Here is a 17,108-nt window from a genome sequence, read left to right as displayed (position 1 = left end):
TCGTTTAACCTTTATATTCTTTAATGTTCTGTATGCGGAGTATCGGTCTTGGGAAGCGTTTGCTGCGCTGTGCGAGAAAGCCTTCTGCTTCTACCATCGTATCTTGCCGATACTGCCATTCTTCAGCCTGCTTACCTAAAATACGCGCAGGAATTTCAAAACTGACCAGGCATTTTTGCCCGTTTTCTTCCTGCCAAGATTCATGTTTTAACATAATATCCAAAACAGGGATTCCTGCCGGCGTATATCTCAAGGGTTCAACCTTGTAAATCAGGGCGGTAAGCTTTGTAAGATTATCCAATCTTATTCGGCTGCTGCAACTTCTTCAGCTGCACCGTTTAGCAAGTTTTTTGCTTTTTCGCCGCCCAGCATAGGAGAAGCTTCGGTTACAGCATGTTTTGTTTTGATGGTCAGATGGCGCAGTACGGCATCGTTAAAGCGGAAAGCGGTTTCCAGCTCTTCAACTACTTCAGGAGTAGTTTCGATGTTCATCAAAACATAGTGTGCTTTGTGGATTTTGTTAATCGGGTAAGCCAGTTGACGGCGACCCCAGTCTTCCAAGCGGTGGATTTTGCCGCCGGCTTCGGCAATCATGGTTTTGTAACGTTCAACCATAGCAGGCACTTGCTCGCTTTGATCAGGATGAACGATAAACACGATCTCATAATGACGCATGTTATCTCCTTATGGATGATTAAATACAGCCTTTTGCCATGCGAAAGCAAAAGGCAAGGTTGAAAGCGTCGGATTATAACTGAAATCCAAGTCTGCTACAAGCACACAATGCTTTCTGAAAAATATTCCATTTTCAGACGACCTCGATCTTCCCTCAATCATCCTTACCTATATCGCCATAACATTGCAGATGCAGTTCAACATTACTCCCCTGCCAAACACAGGCAACAGCGCATCCATTAGACAACAGAGTCGTCACCCCATGCCAATCCGAGCATCCGCATACCTGTATTTCCTTTTTTCCATCCGCCACAAATCGATAGCCAACCTTGCGCATATCCTCAGGAAAATTTAAATCTGCCGCCTTCAACAGCGCCTCTTTAATGCACCATAACCGATAAAATTCTTCCTTATCCCAGTTGACGAATGCCAAGTATTCCTGTTCCCTCTCGGTGCATACCCACTCCGCCAACGCCTGAAAATCTCGGGGACGGATTTTCTCAACGTCCACACCGGCGGACAGATTATTCGGCGTACACAACACCGCAGCAATGCCGTGACTATGACTGAGTGAAACAATTGGATGTTTTGCTTTTTGTTTCAGGGCGCGACTGACTTTCCAATCTATTCGTTCCGACAATCGTGGGGATTGGGCTATTCTCTGCCTATCATGCCAGCTTAAAGCGTCATCACAATAAGTTTCGGCAAGTAGCTCATCCCCAAGCAGGCAATACAGATGCTTCTTCATCAAACACCCAAACAAAATTTTCTAAAACCAAAACGAGCCGGCAGCATATACCCACCGGCTCATTTCAACACATTGCAAGCATTAAGTTGCCATTCAAATATAGACAGTTAGACCAAATTACAGCCAAACCATAATTTGGTCCTCACCTATTTTTTTAATGCAAGCTTCCTTTCAAAACCACTCGACTGTTCCAAGTGGCAACATGGCACTCATACTCATCGCCGCCAACGGTTTTTTTGTCAAAGTAGCTGACTAAGTGTACGGATTTCGCGTTTTTCTCTACCGCAGTGCTTTGGAAACGCTTAACAGTGCTCAAGAAAGCGCGTTGGCAGGACTCTTCCGGACTTTTACCGACCATATTGGCGATTTGACGGGATACCAAAGTTTTATTACCTGTGCTGCCGTAAGAAACTTTAATATTAGGATTCAGAACAGATTTGGCTTCAGCGGAATTCAATGCAACACTTGCTTTACACATATAAATATCATTTTTTCCTTTGCCATTCACTTTACGCCCTTCACCTGCGCTACGGCATGCTCCTGACGCTTTAGCATGTTGCTCATGAGACGAAGCAGAGCCTGAAGCTCCAGCAGAAGATTGTGATTGGTTATTGGCACATGCAGAAATGGCCAATACTGAAGACAAGGCAATTAGATAAGAAAAACGGCGCATTTCAATTACTCCCGAAAGTAGTTTGTAAACAAAGATTACGATTTGTTATTGTAATGCATTGCTGATTTTCTGATAAGAGATAAGTCATCCCTCTTTTACAAAAAAACATCCATGTTACGCCACTTCAAATTTCACAAAGCAAGTTGCATAAAATTCCTCTTTCAGACGACCCCATAATCCTCAATACATATAAAATCATCTGAAAAATAGACAAACTTTATCATCAGCCGTTAGACTTCCAAGATTATTTCACGGATGCCCTTATGAATATCTTAATTTCCAACGACGACGGCTACCTAGCCCCCGGCATCGCCATTTTGGCACGCGTTGCAGCCGAATTTGCCAATGTCCGCGTAGTTGCACCTGAACGCGACCGCAGCGGCGTCAGCAATTCTTTAACGCTTGACCGTCCACTGCAAATAAAAGAAGCCTCAAACGGCTTTTACTATGTCAGCGGAACCCCCACCGACTGTATCCATGTCGGACAACACGCCCTACCCGATTTCAAACCCGATTTGGTCTTATCCGGAATAAACAATGGCGCCAACATGGGCGATGACACGCTCTACTCAGGTACAGTCGCCGCCGCAACCGAAGCCTACCTGATGGGCATTCCCGCCATCGCTTTTTCATTAAATGACTCACGGGGTCGTTATTGGGAAACCGCTGAAAAATCCGCTTGGATGTTGCTAGAATATTTGTTAAAAAATCCTCCTAAAGAGCCTATCTTGTGGAATATCAATATCCCCGCAGTCATGCCTGAAGACATACAGGGCATTAAAATTACGCGATTGGGCAGAAGACACCACGAGCAAAGTATCGTCCCCATGCACAATCCGCGCGGAGAACCGATTTACTGGATAGGGCCGGTCGGCAACATTTCCGACCAAGAGAAAGGCACTGACTTTGGAGAGTGCGAAGCAGGATTCATCACCATCACCCCCCTGCAAATCGACCTGACAGCCTACAACCAACTCCAAAACGTCAGCGAGTTTTGGCAAGGCATAAAAGCCTAAAATACATAAACCTTTTCAGACGACCTACTACGCCAAACAGGTCGTCTGAAATCAAACCTGACAAGAAGAAGATAAAACGGTTCATACCTGCTATCCGCAAGATTTTCAAACAGGTAAACCAGTCAAAATCAGGCACTTTAACAGTTACTAACGGCTGCAATACTTGAGAACAGGGCATATTTTTATTATGATATGTCCCAATAAAACAACAACCCGATATAAAGGTCATCCAATCATGTTGAAAAAAACCGCATTTTACGCAGGCTCGGCAGCCCTAGCACTCATCCTCAGCGCATGCGCCAGCCAACAACCTGCACCCGTCGTCGTAGGCAATTCCGGTAACCATTCCGGCTCCGCAAATACAGCCTCCAACAATCCATATGGTGCAGCGCCTTACGAAAATAATGCGGCCAACAACGACACCCCTTACACGCCACCTGCATACACTCCTCCTGCTGCCAGCAGCTACCCTTCCGGCTCTACTGGCGGCTCTTACACGCCTTCTTACGCACCGGTGGACATCAATGCCGCAACGCATACCGTAGTACGCGGCGATACCGTTTATAACATTTCCAAACGTTATCAAATTACGCAAGACAACCTCCGCGCATGGAACGGCTTGGCAGACAACACCATCAGCGTCGGACAAACTCTCCGCGTCAAACCAAACGGATACAGCGCTCCGGCTGCAACTGCCTCAGTTCCGACACCTCCTCCAACACAAAGCGCCTCTGCCAAACCTGCTCCTGCACCGCTTAACACTCCGACCGTTTCCACAGGCGGTACCCGTACCGTCAGCGGCATCACATGGCAGCGTCCGACCGTCGGCAACGTCATCGGCAACTTCGGCGGTAGCAACAAAGGTGTAGATATCGGTGGCACAGCCGGTCAACCCGTCGTTGCAGCAGCGGACGGCAAAGTCGTCTATGCCGGTTCAGGCTTGCGCGGCTACGGCAACTTGGTCATCATCCAACACAATTCATCTTATCTGAGCGCATACGGCCACAACCAACGCCTGCTGGTTAACGAAGGACAACAAGTCAAACGCGGTCAAACCATCGCAAACATGGGTAATACCGATGCCAGCCGTACGCAACTGCATTTTGAAGTGCGCCAAAACGGCAAACCGGTCAACCCTGCAAACTACGTTGCATTCTAAAATCAATGCCATACAAAACCGCCCCGATTGGGCGGTTTTTATTTTTAAATACAAAAATCAACCTACCTAATTCACAACAATATTGACTTATATTGAATTTCTCCCGTCAACACACTCTTACAATCAAACTTATTGCCGTCTCCCGTATTTTTCAGACGACCTTCAAGACATTTCCGTCTTTTTGAAATCTTTCCCAAAGCTTTTTCAAGGAGTCATCATGCAACAATACACCCTAGATCCCAAAGCCTTGCTCGGAGGCATTATCCATAGCGATATCGACCAAGAAATTGTCCAACTCTCCCTGCAAAAGGACAATGAAATCCCCGATTATCAAACCGATGCCATTATTCTCCTGCTGGTTCTCAACGGCAGCGCCCAGATCATTACCCAAACCGAAACACTCTCTACTGAAGGACTTCAAGTCGTCCGCCTTGAGCCCAATGAAACCCACAGCATACGCGCCCTAGAAGATCACACCAACATACTGGTCATCAAGCAGATTACTTACGCTTCAGGCCTTAATAAGAAACTGCGTTTCGGAAAATGTTGTCTGTAAAGAGGTCGTCTGAAAACCAAGAAAAATGGTTTTCAGACGACCTTTTCAACATTCACCCTAACTGCTGCTTAAAAGGAATGTGGAATCAAAGTTCCAACACAAGACAGCTCGATTCCATATTCCTGCATCCCTACTTTATCCGTCTGTATTCAGCAAAAAAGGTCGTCTGAAAAATTTCAGACGACCTTTCATCAATCAAAATCAACTCAACGATTATTCAGGTGCTTTTTCTTCGCGGGCTGGAGCTTCGACCAAAGCCTTGATAGACAGACGTACGCGGCCGCGGTCATCCACTTCCAATGCTTTCACATTCACAACCTGACCGACTTGCAGGTAGTCGCTGACGTTGCGCACGCGCTCGTGGGCGATTTGGCTGATGTGTACCAAACCGTCTTTGCCCGGCATCACGCTGACGATGGCGCCAACGTTGTTGTCGAGGATTTTAACCACAGTACCTTCGTACACTTTGCCCACTTCCACTTCGGCAGTGATTTCTTCGATGCGTTTTTTCGCAGCATCGCCGGCTTCTTGAGTGGTTGCGGCAATAGTGATGGTGCCGTCTTCCGCAATATTGATTTCAGTACCGGTTTCAGCGGTAATCGCACGGATGGTTTCACCGCCTTTGCCGATAACGTCGCGGATTTTGTCTTGGTTGATTTTCATGGTGAACAGACGCGGAGCGTGAGCGGACAGCTCTTGCGGACCTGCCACGGCGGCTTTCATCTGTTCCAAGATATGCAGACGCGCGTCTTTGGCTTGCGCCAAGGCAATCTGCATGATTTCTTTGGTAATACCTTGGATTTTGATATCCATTTGCAGCGCGGTCACGCCTTCAGTCGTACCGGCAACTTTGAAGTCCATGTCGCCCAAGTGGTCCTCATCACCCAAGATGTCGGTCAATACGGCGAATTTGTTGTTGTCCAAAATCAGACCCATCGCAATACCGGCAACGTGCGCTTTCAAAGGCACACCGGCAGACAGCAAGCTCAAGCAGCCGCCGCAAACAGAAGCCATAGAAGACGAACCGTTTGACTCGGTAATCTCGGAAACAACACGCATGGTGTAGCTGAATTCTTCAGGAGACGGCAATACCGCAACCAGTGCGCGTTTTGCCAAGCGGCCATGTCCGATTTCGCGGCGTTTCGGTGCGCCGACGCGACCCACTTCTCCAGTAGAATACGGCGGGAAGTTATAATGCAGCATAAAGCGGTCGGTGTATTCGCCGGAAAGTGCGTCAATAATCTGCTCGTCGCGCGAAGTACCTAAAGTCGCTACGGCAAGGGCTTGGGTTTCGCCACGGGTAAACAGGGCAGAACCATGTGTACGCGGCAATACGCCGGTTTGGATATTCAGCGGACGGACGGTGCGGGTATCGCGACCGTCGATACGCGGTTGACCATCCAAAATTTGGGTGCGGACAACGTCGGCTTCCAAATGTTTGAAAATACCTTTAATTTCGTTGGCAGCCAGAGTATCGGTTTCTTCGGTAATCAGCGCATCTTTTACTGCACTCCAGGCTTCGTCCAATTTGGCAGAACGCGCTTGTTTTTGACGGATTTTGAACGCTTCTTTAATGGCTTCGCCCGCAATTTCGCGTACTTTGGTAACCAATTCTTCATTGGTTTCAGGCGCTTTCCAATCCCATACTTCAGGGTTTACTTCGTCGGCGAACTCGTTGATGGCGTTAATCGCCACCTGCATTTGGTCGTGACCGTAAACCACGGCACCAAGCATCACGTCTTCAGGCAGGATTTTGGCTTCGGATTCCACCATCAAAACGGCTTTGGATGTACCTGCAACCACCAAGTCCAGCTTGGATTTCGCCAATTCAGCTTTGGTCGGGTTCAATACGTACACGCCGTTTACATAACCTACGCGCGCAGCACCAATCGGACCGGCAAACGGTACGCCGCTCAACACCAGCGCAGCAGACGCGCCGAGCATGGCAGGAATATCGGAATCGATTTCAGGATCAACGGAAACCACCATCGCAACGATTTGGATGTCGTGGTAGAAACCTTCGGGGAACAGCGGACGGATAGGACGGTCGATCAGACGGCTGGTCAGGATTTCTTTTTCGCTTTGTTTGCCTTCGCGCTTAAAGAAACCTCCGGGGATTTTACCTGCGGCGTAAGTGCGCTCAAGGTAATCAACAGTCAGAGGGAAGAAATCTTGACCTTCCTTGACTTCTTTATTAGTAGTTACAGCAACCAAAACAACGGTGTCGCCCATCGATACTTTAACAGCCGCTGCCGCTTGACGCGCGATTTCGCCGGTTTCCAAAGTAACGGTGTGATTGCCGTATTGGAAGGTTTTAACGTGTTTATTGAACATTTCGTTCCTTTCAGAATGCCGCACGCTAAAACACTAATAATGCACACTAAAAGTGAGAATGTGCATAGTTAGGGTTTCAGGTGTGCGGCGGTTGGTAAAAACTATATTTTTCAGACGACCTTAAACGGTCAATCCAAACGCGCATTATAATAGCAAATGTAAGTAAATCCAAGCATTCATGACAGCAAAAGGTCGTCTGAAACGCGCTTCCGTGTTTCAGACGACCTTTCATTAATCATCAATATCTTACCACTCAAAACCGGCGTTTCAATTTGCAGGCTTGAAGGATATGGACTGCAAGCTCCTCCACCGATTTATCCGTCGTATTGGTAAACGGAACGCCGTGGCGTTTGAACATATTTTGCGCATCGGCAACTTCGCTTCGGCAGGTATCGATTTTGGAATAATTCGAATTCGGACGGCGTTCATTGCGGATGGCTTGCAGACGCTCGGGCTGAATGGTCAGGCCGAACAGCTTATCTTTATAAGGCTTCACCATGCGCGGCAAGTCGGTAGACTCCAAATCATCGGGAATCAACGGATAGTTGGCAGCGCGGATACCGTATTGCAGGGCAAGGTAAAGGCAGGTTGGCGTTTTACCCGAACGGGACACGCCCATCAATATTACATCGGCTTCCTGCAAGTTTTTATCGCTGACACCGTCGTCGTGGTTAAGTGAAAAATTGACCGCCTCCATACGCGCATCGTAACGCTGGGTATTGCCGATACTGTGGTGCCCTTGCGTAGCGGCGACCGCCTCAGTATTGAGTTCTTTCTCCAAAAGCCCAAGAAAAGTTTCGAAGAAATTGATATGGAAAGCATTCGACTTTTTAATCATTTCTCGGATTTCGTCATCAACGACACTGACAAAGGCAATCGGGCGCAAACCGTTTTCTTCGGCGTTACGGTTGACTTTCTCAACGACGGCACGCGCTTTTTCAGGCGTATCGATAAAGGGATAGGTGTGGCGTTTGAATTCAACGCTGCCAAACTGATTCAGCAGAGCCTCACCGATATTTTCAGCGGTCAAGCCGGTACGGTCGGAAATATAAAACACATGGCGCGGGGCGGTCATTCGGTTATCCTCTAAAATTTAAAATGTTTGCAGGCGGTCATCATAGCAGCTGCAACCTCCTAAATAAAGGGAATACATTCAAATTACACCCAACTACACCGCAATTAAACCACCCATCAAACGCATTTTTATTTTAATAATTTAATTATTTTAAAATTTTATACTCGTATAAAACCTTTCCACCCCCTACCACTCAGTCATTAATCTATTTCAAACCTTATGTTTTACAAAGAAATAGATACTCGGAATATCAACTTTCTCATCGAATTTCATTTGACTACACGGCTGCAGACCGCAATTTTTCAGACGACCTGCAAATCACTCAGGACAGAAAAAGCATGACAGCAGCCGTTTGAATCGCTTAAAATAACAAAGCGTATTCGTTTCTTTTTTAACATATCTTGGATTGGACACACAAATGGCTGACAACTACGTAATTTGGTTTGAAAACCTGCGTATGACTGATGTTGAAAGCGTGGGCGGCAAAAACGCCTCCCTAGGTGAAATGATCAGTCAGTTGACTGAAAAAGGCGTCCGCGTCCCCGGCGGTTTTGCCACTACCGCCGAAGCCTACCGCGCATTCTTGGCGCACAACGGACTGAGCGAGCGTATCTCCGCCGCATTGGCACAACTGGATGTGGAAGATGTCGCCGAACTGGCGCGCGTCGGTAAAGAAATCCGCCAATGGATTTTGGATACGCCCTTCCCCGAACAACTGGATGCTGAAATCGAAACAGCATGGAACAAAATGGTTGCAGACGCAGGCGGCGCGGACATTTCCGTTGCCGTCCGTTCTTCTGCAACCGCCGAAGACCTGCCCGACGCATCGTTTGCAGGTCAACAAGAAACCTTCCTGAACATCAACGGCTTGGAAAACGTCAAAGTAGCCATGCATCATGTATTCGCTTCTTTGTACAACGACCGTGCCATCTCCTACCGCGTACATAAAGGCTTCGAACACGACATCGTCGCCCTCTCCGCAGGCGTACAACGCATGGTGCGTTCCGACAGCGGCGCGTCCGGCGTGATGTTCACCCTTGACACCGAGTCCGGCTTCGACCAAGTCGTTTTCGTGACTTCATCTTACGGTCTGGGTGAAAACGTCGTACAAGGCGCGGTCAACCCCGACGAATTCTATGTATTCAAACCCACGCTGAAAGCGGGCAAACCTGCCATCCTGCGCAAAACCATGGGTTCGAAACAAATCAAAATGATCTTTACCGACAAAGCAGAGGCCGGTAAATCCGTGATGAACGTCGATGTTCCTGAAGAAGACCGCAACCGCTTCTCCATTACCGACGAAGAAATCACCGAGTTGGCACACTACGCGCTGACAATCGAAAAACACTACGGCCGCCCGATGGATATCGAATGGGGCCGTGACGGCTTGGACGGCAAACTCTACATCCTGCAAGCCCGCCCTGAAACCGTGAAATCCCAAGAAGAAGGCAGCCGCAACCTACGCCGCTTCGACATCAACGGCGACAAAACCGTATTGTGCGAAGGTCGCGCCATTGGTCAAAAAGTCGGTCAAGGCAAAGTCCGCTTGGTAAAAGACGCATCTGAAATGGATTCCGTGGAAGCAGGCGACGTACTCGTTACCGACATGACCGACCCGGATTGGGAACCGGTAATGAAACGCGCTTCCGCCATCGTTACCAACCGCGGCGGCCGTACCTGCCACGCCGCCATCATCGCGCGCGAACTGGGTATTCCTGCCGTAGTCGGTTGTGGCGACGCAACCGAATTGCTAAGCAATGGCCGAGAAGTTACCGTATCCTGTGCCGAAGGCGATACAGGCTTTATCTACTCCGGCCTGCTGGACGTACAAATCACCGATGTTGCCTTGGACAATATGCCTAAAGCGCCTGTCAAAGTGATGATGAACGTCGGCAACCCCGAACTCGCATTCAGCTTCGCCAACCTGCCGAGCGAAGGCATCGGCTTGGCACGTATGGAGTTCATCATCAACCGCCAAATCGGTATCCACCCGAAAGCCTTGTTGGAATTTGACAAACAAGACGATGAATTGAAAGCGGAAATTACCCGCCGCATCGCCGGCTACGCCTCTCCGGTCGACTTCTACGTCGATAAAATCGCCGAAGGCGTGGCAACATTGGCCGCATCGGTTTATCCGCGTAAAACCATCGTCCGTATGTCCGATTTCAAATCCAACGAATACGCCAACTTGGTCGGCGGCAGCATTTACGAACCGCACGAAGAAAACCCGATGCTGGGCTTCCGCGGCGCAGCGCGTTATGTAGCCGAAAGTTTCAAAGACTGTTTCGCCCTCGAATGCAAAGCCTTGAAACGCGTCCGTGACGAAATGGGTCTGACCAATGTCGAAATCATGATTCCGTTCGTCCGCACTTTGGGCGAAGCCGAAGCCGTCGTCAAAGCCTTGAAAGAAAACGGTTTGGAACGTGGCAAAAACGGCCTGCGCCTGATCATGATGTGCGAACTGCCGAGCAACGCGGTATTGGCGGAACAATTCCTGCAATACTTCGACGGCTTCTCCATCGGTTCCAACGACATGACCCAACTGACACTCGGCCTCGACCGCGACAGCGGCTTGGTGTCCGAATCGTTTGACGAACGCAACCCTGCCGTCAAAGTGATGCTGCATTTGGCAATCTCCGCCTGCCGCAAGCAAAACAAATACGTCGGTATCTGTGGTCAAGGTCCGTCAGACCATCCGGACTTCGCCAAATGGCTGGTTCAAGAAGGCATCGAAAGCGTTTCCCTGAATCCGGATACCGTCATCGAAACTTGGCTGTATTTGGCTAATGAGTTGAATAAATAAGCTTTTTATCAACATTGAACAATCCCCCGATTGGAAACATTCGGGGGATTTTATGTAATAGGTGCTACATCAAACATACCTTACCGCATCGATCATCAAACCATACGGGGTCGTCTGAAACACATGATTTCAGTTTTTCAGACGACCCTCCTTAGATATATTGGATTAACTTTAAATCAGGACAAGACGACGAAGCCGCAGATAGTACAGATAGTACGGAACCGATTCACTTGGTGCTTTAAGCACCTTAGAGAATCGTTCTCTTTGAGCTAAGGCGAGGCAACGCCGTACTGGTTTAAAGTTAATCCACTATAAAACCTTTATCGTTATTTAATGTTACGACCAAAAAGCCAAAAGGTCGTCTGAAAATTTTTCAGACGACCTTTTCTCAAGCTAACGCTTCAAAATTTGATCAGTACCAACCGCGCAGCTTCATTGCTTTTTCAACGCGGCGGATACTCATCATGTAAGACGCAGTACGCAGGTCCACGTCATACTCTTGCGCCAGATTCCAAATATCGCGGAACGCGCGGCGCAGGACGACGGTTTCTTTTTCCTGAACTTCGTCAAATTCCCAGTAATAGCCTTGCAGGTTTTGCACCCATTCAAAATAGGAAACGACCACGCCGCCGCAGTTTGCCAGAATATCGGGGACGACCAACACGCCGTTTTGACGCAGGATGGCATCGGCTTCGGGCGTAGTCGGGCCGTTTGCGCCTTCGACCACGATTTTGGCGCGAACTTTGCCTGCGTTTTCGGAAGTCAGCTGGTTTTCCAGCGCGCAAGGGGCGAGTACGTCCACATCCAGCGCCAAGAGTTCGGCGTTGCTGATTTCTTTGCCGTAGCCCGCTTCATTGGTAATGAAGCCTTTTTCTTGGAACTCTTTGAACAGGGCTTCCATATCCAAGCCGTTTTCGTTGTAGATGGCGACATCAACGGTAGAAACGGCAACGACTTTCGCGCCGGATTGATGCGCGTAATAGCCTGTGTGATAGCCCACATTGCCGAAGCCCTGAATGGCGTAGGTTGCGCCTTTAACGTCTTTACCGAGTTTTTCCAAAGCTTGGACGGCAGCAAAGTTCACGCCGTAACCTGTCGCTTCGGTACGCGCCAAAGAGCCGCCAAATTCAACCGGTTTGCCGGTGAACACGCCGGGTGCGGATTTTTTAACGACGTTTTCGTAGGCATCAACCATCCACGACATGATTTTGCCGTTGGTGTTCACATCGGGGGCGGGAATATCGATTTTTTCGCCGATGAGCGGAGAAATGGCTTCGGAATAAGCGCGTGAAATGCGTTCCAACTCTGCTTCTGAATAATCGCGCGGATCCAAAGTAATGCCGCCTTTGCCGCCGCCGTAAGGAATACCCGCAACGCAGCATTTGATGGTCATCCAAATCGACAGGGCTTTGACTTCGTCCAAATTCACATTGGGATGAAAACGCACGCCGCCTTTGTAGGGGCCGACGGCATTGTTGTGTTGCGAACGGTAGCCGGTGAAGGTTTTGACCGTGCCGTCGTCAAGTTTGACGGGGAAGCTGACTTCCAAAACGCGTCTTGGATTTTTCAGGATTTCATAAACCGCGGGATCGGCATTGAGTCGGTCGCAGGCGGTTTTGACCTGTTTGCGGGCGATTTCGAAAGGATTAAGGGTTTCTTTTGCTGCGGATTGGGACATTGCTCTTCCTTCTCATGTCGGATTGAGGTTTAAAGACTTTGCAGCTGTAACTATAACCAATTTCCAAATGAAATGTAATAGCATGTAGTCGGTATTTTCAAAGTTGATTAATTTATATATGGATTTATTTTCAGACGACCTCTGAAACCTGCTTCTTTCGTTGCTTAATATTTTTGCCACAACCGATTGTTCAAATTGAAGCCTTTGTTTTTCAAAAACTCATCTAAAATTTTTCTTGATTGAATGTCAGGCTTGAAAGCAGCAATCCTTGCATACGATATTCGATAATATTGTTAACAATCTCCCAAAATTGATGACTTGAAACCATGACTTATCAAACATGGAAAAGGTCGTCTGAAAACCATGTTTCCGGTTTTCAGACGACCTTTTTGAACCTCATCGTTTACCGTTCGGCGGTGCTGCTTCTTTCGGCTTGCTCTTCTGCCGCTTCATACGCTTCCACAATTTTCTGCACCAGCGGATGGCGGACGACGTCTTCGCTGGTGAAGGTGTGGAAATACAGCCCTTCTACGTCGCGCAGTTTTTCGCGGGCGTCTTTCAGGCCGGATTTGACGTTGCGCGGGAGGTCGATTTGGCTGATGTCACCGGTGATGACGGCTTTTGCGCCGAAGCCGATACGGGTCAGGAACATTTTCATTTGTTCGGGCGTGGTGTTTTGCGCTTCGTCCAGAATCACATACGCGCCGTTGAGCGTGCGGCCGCGCATGTAGGCGAGCGGGGCGATTTCAATCAGGCCTTTTTCCATCAGTTTGGTCACGCGGTCGAAGCCCATCAGGTCGTAGAGCGCGTCGTAGAGCGGACGCAGGTAGGGATCGACTTTTTGCGCCAAATCGCCGGGCAGGAAGCCGAGTTTTTCGCCTGCTTCGACGGCGGGGCGGACGAGGACGATGCGCTCGATTTGGTGTTTTTCCATGGCATCGACGGCGGCGGCGACGGCGAGATAGGTTTTACCTGTACCGGCGGGTCCCAGCCCGAAGACGACGTCGTGGTTCAACAGCGCGCGGATGTAGCCGTTTTGGCGCGGGGTACGCCCGCCTATGCTGCCGCGTTTGGTGCGGAAATAATATTGTTGGTCGTGATGTTTTTCTTCGTGTTTCTCGTCGGCGGTTTTGGCTTCGACGGCAACGAGGCGGATGGCGTTGTCGTCCAAATCGCCTTGTTCGGCGGCTTCGGCGAGCGCGAGCAGGGCGCGGCGGCCGGCGTGGGCGAGTTCGCCCATGAAGGTGAAGTGTTCGAAGCGGCGGCTGATTTGGATATCGAGGGCTTTGCCCAAGGCTTCGAGGTTGCCGTCGAGCGCGCCGCAGAGGCGTTGGAGGACGGTGTTGTCGATGTCTTCAAATTGAAGATGGACGGTATGGGTCATATCTTGTTTCCATGATGATTAAAGGTCGTCTGAAAGGTGCGGGATGCTTTTCAGACGACCTTTCGGTGTTATTTGTTTTGCGCTTGTTCGCGAAGCTCGCGGCGCAGGATTTTGCCGACGTTGGACTTGGGCAGTTCGTCACGGAACTCGATGTCTTTCGGCACTTTATAAGCGGTCAGCTCGGTACGGCAGAATTCGATGAGTTCTTCTTTGGTCAGGCTCGGGTCTTTTTTGACGACGAAGACTTTGAGGGCTTCGCCTGTTTTTTCGTTGGGCACGCCGATACAGGCGACTTCCATGACTTTATCGTTGTGCGAAACGACTTCTTCGATTTCGTTCGGATAAACGTTGAAACCGGAAACGACGATGAGGTCTTTTTTACGGTCAACCAGTTTCAGCCAGCCTTTTTCGTCCATGACGGCGATGTCGCCGGTTTCCAAAAAGCCGTGCGCGTCTATGGTTTTGGCGGTTTCTTCGGGGCGGTTCCAATAGCCTTGCATCACTTGCGGGCCGCGCACCCAAAGTTCGCCCGGCTGTCCGATGCCGACTTCTTTGCCGTCCGCATCGCGCAATTCGACTTCGGTGGAGGGAACGGGCAATCCGATGCCGCCGCTGTATGCTTCGATATTGAGCGGGTTGCAGCACACGCCGGGGCTGGCTTCGGTCAGGCCGTAGGCTTCGACGATGGGCGTACCGGTAATTTTTTTCCATTTTTCGGCGACGGCTTTTTGAGTCGCCATGCCGCCGCCCAAAGTCAGGCGCAGATTGGAGAAATCGACGGCGGCGAAATCGGGTTGGTTGACCATTCCGTTAAACAAGGTGTTCACGCCGATGAAGACGCTGATGCGCTCTTTTTTAAGCTCGCCGATAAAGCCTTTCATGTCTCGCGGGTTGGTAATCAGAATGATTTTGGAACCGGTATTGGCGAAAATCATCAGGTTTACCGTCAGGGCAAAGATGTGGTAAAGCGGCAGCGCGGCGATGACGGTTTCTTTGCCTTCGCGCAGTTGGAATTTAATCCATTCTTTCGCCTGAAGCATATTGGCGCAGATGTTGCCGTGGCTGAGGATGGCGCCTTTTGCCACACCGGTCGTGCCGCCCGTGTATTGCAACAGCGCGGTATCTTCGCGAGTCAGGGTAACGGGGCGGAAGGTATGCGCCGCACCTTCTTTCAGGGTCGTCTGAAAAGGGATAGCGCCGGAAATGCGGTATTCGGGCACCATTTTTTTGATTTTGCGCAGCACGAAATTCATCAGCGTGCCTTTGAAGAAGCCGAACATTTCTCCGACAGAAGCGACGATGACGTGTTTGATTTGCGTGCGCGGCAGCACCAGCTCCAGCGTGTTGGCAAAATTTTCCAAAACGATGATGGTGGTCGCGCCGCTGTCTTTCAACTGATGCTCCAGCTCGCGCGGGGTATAGAGCGGATTGGTGTTTACCGCCACCAGCCCCGCCTGCAGGATGCCGAAAAGCGCAATCGGGTATTGCAGCAGGTTGGGCAGCATAATCGCCACGCGCTCGCCGCGCGGCAGCTTCAGGACATTTTGCAGATAGGAGGCAAAGTCTTGCGCCAGCTTGCCGACTTCGGCGTAAGTGAGCGTTTTGCCCATGTTTTGAAACGCGGGTTGATGCGCGAATTTTTCAACGCTTTGACGGAATACGTCGCTGATAGAGCTGTATTGCGTGATGTCGATTTCGGTATTGACGCCTTGTTCGTAGCTGTTGAGCCAGAGTTTTTCCATATAAATAATCTTATTTCGTTGGTTTTATGGTTGTCTTGAGGTCGTCTGAAAAGGCAGGAAAGTAGTTTTCAGACGACCTTTTATCTTTTTTATTCAAGAAGTAATAATGACGGGCTTGTCGGTGGACATGATAATGCCGCCGCCCAAGCAGACGTCGCCGTCATACAGCACGGCGGATTGACCGGGCGTTACCGCCCATTGCGGTTCGTCGAACACCAGCTCGACCGTTTCATCATCGAGATAACGCAATTCGCAGGGCGCGTCCGCCATGCGGTAGCGGGTTTTGCAGGTGTAGCGCCCTTCTCTCGGGCATTCGGGCAGCGTGAAACTCAAATCGTTCATGACAAGGCTGCGGGTATAAAGCAGCGGATGGTCATGACCTTGTACGACGATGAGTTCGTTTTTCGTCAAATCCTTCGCGGCGACAAACCACGGCTCGCCCGCGCCGCCGATGCCCAATCCTTTGCGCTGTCCGAGCGTATAGAACATCAGCCCGACGTGTTCGCCGACGGTTTTGCCTTCGGGCGTAACCATTTTGCCGTTGTTGGTCGGCAGGTATTTTTGCAGGAACTCGCGGAACGGACGTTCGCCGATGAAGCAGATGCCGGTACTGTCTTTTTTGGCGGCAGTCGGCAAATTGAATTCGGCGGCAAGGCGGCGGACTTCAGGTTTTTCCAAACCGCCCAATGGGAAAATCGCGCGCTCGAGTTGGAAAGGCTTGAGGCGGTAGAGGAAATAGCTTTGGTCTTTGTTTTGATCCAAACCTTTGAGCAGGTAATGAGTGCCGTTGCGGACTTCTTTGCGTGCATAGTGTCCGGTGGCAATGGTATCCGCGCCCTGTTCTATGGCGTAGTCCAAAAAGCATTTGAATTTGATTTCGGCGTTGCACAACACATCCGGATTCGGCGTGCGCCCCGCGCTGTATTCTTTGAGGAAATAAGCGAATACGTTGTCTTTGTATTGGGCGGCAAAATTGACGATGTCGATGTCTATGCCGATGATGTCGGCTACGGCAATGGCATCGAAAGAGTCTTGCTTGATGCTGCAATATTCGTCATTGTCGTCGTCCTCCCAGTTTTGCATAAACACACCGCGCACTTGATAACCCTGCTGCTTGAGCAAGGCGGCGGTTACGGAGGAATCGACACCGCCGGAGAGTCCGACGATGATGTTTGAAGGTTGTTGAGTAATGTCCATAAAGGGGATATGGGTAGGAAACAGCGGTTTTTAAAGGCGGATTTTAGCACATTTTGATGAAGGGATAA

At 49.8% G+C, this 17,108-nt stretch carries 14 protein-coding genes; 4 read left to right on the top strand and 10 right to left on the bottom strand.

Annotated features, from left to right (window positions below):
- Positions 1-4: 4 nt before the first annotated feature.
- The 4 genes from priB to HMPREF2572_RS14810 form a co-directional block, all read right to left on the bottom strand.
- A complete protein-coding gene (priB, locus tag HMPREF2572_RS05775) occupies positions 5-307 on the bottom strand; it encodes a primosomal replication protein N (protein WP_186805898.1) in 303 nt (100 codons plus the stop codon).
- On the bottom strand, positions 304-675 hold the full coding sequence (gene rpsF, locus HMPREF2572_RS05770; RefSeq protein ID WP_003757376.1) for a 30S ribosomal protein S6: 372 nt from the start codon (positions 673-675) through the stop codon (positions 304-306). Before rpsF ends, priB begins: the two co-directional genes overlap by 4 nt.
- 154 nt (positions 676-829) lie before the next feature.
- On the bottom strand, positions 830-1,423 hold the full coding sequence (locus HMPREF2572_RS05765; RefSeq protein WP_070496724.1) for a 4'-phosphopantetheinyl transferase family protein: 594 nt from the start codon (positions 1,421-1,423) through the stop codon (positions 830-832).
- A 154-nt stretch (positions 1,424-1,577) separates the two neighbouring features.
- A complete protein-coding gene (locus tag HMPREF2572_RS14810) occupies positions 1,578-2,096 on the bottom strand; it encodes a hypothetical protein (RefSeq protein WP_070496722.1) in 519 nt (172 codons plus the stop codon).
- Positions 2,097-2,359: 263 nt separating this feature from the next.
- Here HMPREF2572_RS14810 and surE point away from each other — a divergent pair, with 263 nt between their 5' ends.
- The 3 genes from surE to HMPREF2572_RS05745 all read left to right on the top strand — a co-directional run bounded on the left by surE (position 2,360) and on the right by HMPREF2572_RS05745 (position 4,827).
- Entirely contained in the window at positions 2,360-3,112 is a 753-nt protein-coding gene (gene surE / locus HMPREF2572_RS05755) for a 5'/3'-nucleotidase SurE (RefSeq protein WP_070496721.1), read from the top strand.
- Positions 3,113-3,347: 235 nt separating this feature from the next.
- Positions 3,348-4,271 (top strand): peptidoglycan DD-metalloendopeptidase family protein, encoded by a 924-nt coding sequence (locus tag HMPREF2572_RS05750; protein WP_070496719.1) that lies wholly within the window; start codon positions 3,348-3,350, stop codon positions 4,269-4,271.
- A gap of 217 nt (positions 4,272-4,488) precedes the next feature.
- On the top strand, positions 4,489-4,827 hold the full coding sequence (locus HMPREF2572_RS05745) for a cupin domain-containing protein (RefSeq protein ID WP_070496717.1): 339 nt from the start codon (positions 4,489-4,491) through the stop codon (positions 4,825-4,827).
- A gap of 213 nt (positions 4,828-5,040) precedes the next feature.
- Here the strand turns inward: HMPREF2572_RS05745 and pnp are convergent, their stop codons facing one another.
- Together pnp and HMPREF2572_RS05735 are read right to left on the bottom strand one after the other, a co-directional pair.
- Positions 5,041-7,161: a polyribonucleotide nucleotidyltransferase gene (pnp, locus tag HMPREF2572_RS05740; protein WP_070496716.1), complete on the bottom strand. Its 2,121-nt coding sequence runs from the start codon at positions 7,159-7,161 to the stop codon at positions 5,041-5,043.
- Between the two features lie 253 nt (positions 7,162-7,414).
- Entirely contained in the window at positions 7,415-8,236 is an 822-nt protein-coding gene (locus HMPREF2572_RS05735) for a posphoenolpyruvate synthetase regulatory kinase/phosphorylase PpsR (RefSeq protein WP_003742140.1), read from the bottom strand.
- A 418-nt stretch (positions 8,237-8,654) separates the two neighbouring features.
- On the opposite strand from HMPREF2572_RS05735, the gene ppsA reads away from it, so the two are divergent.
- The gene (gene ppsA, locus HMPREF2572_RS05730) at positions 8,655-11,039 is read left to right on the top strand and encodes a phosphoenolpyruvate synthase (protein ID WP_070496714.1); all 2,385 of its coding nucleotides are present in this window, start codon (positions 8,655-8,657) and stop codon (positions 11,037-11,039) included.
- A gap of 412 nt (positions 11,040-11,451) precedes the next feature.
- On the opposite strand, the gene HMPREF2572_RS05725 is transcribed toward ppsA, so the two are convergent.
- The 4 genes from HMPREF2572_RS05725 to mnmA form a co-directional block, all read right to left on the bottom strand.
- Positions 11,452-12,717, bottom strand: coding sequence for a Glu/Leu/Phe/Val family dehydrogenase (locus HMPREF2572_RS05725; RefSeq protein WP_070496712.1), 1,266 nt, complete (start codon positions 12,715-12,717; stop codon positions 11,452-11,454).
- 403 nt (positions 12,718-13,120) lie between these two features.
- On the bottom strand, positions 13,121-14,101 hold the full coding sequence (locus HMPREF2572_RS05720) for a PhoH family protein (RefSeq protein WP_070496710.1): 981 nt from the start codon (positions 14,099-14,101) through the stop codon (positions 13,121-13,123).
- A gap of 68 nt (positions 14,102-14,169) precedes the next feature.
- Complete coding sequence (locus HMPREF2572_RS05715) at positions 14,170-15,843, bottom strand: AMP-binding protein (RefSeq protein WP_070496709.1); 1,674 nt, start codon at positions 15,841-15,843, stop codon at positions 14,170-14,172.
- Between the two features lie 93 nt (positions 15,844-15,936).
- Positions 15,937-17,040, bottom strand: coding sequence for a tRNA 2-thiouridine(34) synthase MnmA (gene mnmA / locus HMPREF2572_RS05710; RefSeq protein ID WP_070496707.1), 1,104 nt, complete (start codon positions 17,038-17,040; stop codon positions 15,937-15,939).
- Positions 17,041-17,108: the final 68 nt, after the last annotated feature.

The sequence above is a fragment of the Neisseria sp. HMSC064E01 genome, from assembly GCF_001808875.1.
GTDB classification, from domain to species: domain Bacteria; phylum Pseudomonadota; class Gammaproteobacteria; order Burkholderiales; family Neisseriaceae; genus Neisseria; species Neisseria sicca_A.
Note: the sequence above shows the minus strand (reverse complement) of the source record. Positions and strands in the feature narration are given on the sequence as shown.

Coding starts and splice junctions, on each gene's coding strand:
- rpsF (WP_003757376.1), bottom strand. CDS start 675: ATGCGTCATTATGAGATCGTGTTTATCGTTCATCCTGATCAAAGCGAG.
- HMPREF2572_RS05765 (WP_070496724.1), bottom strand. CDS start 1,423: ATGAAGAAGCATCTGTATTGCCTGCTTGGGGATGAGCTACTTGCCGAA.
- HMPREF2572_RS14810 (WP_070496722.1), bottom strand. CDS start 2,096: ATGCGCCGTTTTTCTTATCTAATTGCCTTGTCTTCAGTATTGGCCATT.
- surE (WP_070496721.1), top strand. CDS start 2,360: ATGAATATCTTAATTTCCAACGACGACGGCTACCTAGCCCCCGGCATC.
- HMPREF2572_RS05750 (WP_070496719.1), top strand. CDS start 3,348: ATGTTGAAAAAAACCGCATTTTACGCAGGCTCGGCAGCCCTAGCACTC.
- HMPREF2572_RS05745 (WP_070496717.1), top strand. CDS start 4,489: ATGCAACAATACACCCTAGATCCCAAAGCCTTGCTCGGAGGCATTATC.
- pnp (WP_070496716.1), bottom strand. CDS start 7,161: ATGTTCAATAAACACGTTAAAACCTTCCAATACGGCAATCACACCGTT.
- HMPREF2572_RS05735 (WP_003742140.1), bottom strand. CDS start 8,236: ATGACCGCCCCGCGCCATGTGTTTTATATTTCCGACCGTACCGGCTTG.
- ppsA (WP_070496714.1), top strand. CDS start 8,655: ATGGCTGACAACTACGTAATTTGGTTTGAAAACCTGCGTATGACTGAT.
- HMPREF2572_RS05725 (WP_070496712.1), bottom strand. CDS start 12,717: ATGTCCCAATCCGCAGCAAAAGAAACCCTTAATCCTTTCGAAATCGCC.
- HMPREF2572_RS05720 (WP_070496710.1), bottom strand. CDS start 14,101: ATGACCCATACCGTCCATCTTCAATTTGAAGACATCGACAACACCGTC.
- HMPREF2572_RS05715 (WP_070496709.1), bottom strand. CDS start 15,843: ATGGAAAAACTCTGGCTCAACAGCTACGAACAAGGCGTCAATACCGAA.
- mnmA (WP_070496707.1), bottom strand. CDS start 17,040: ATGGACATTACTCAACAACCTTCAAACATCATCGTCGGACTCTCCGGC.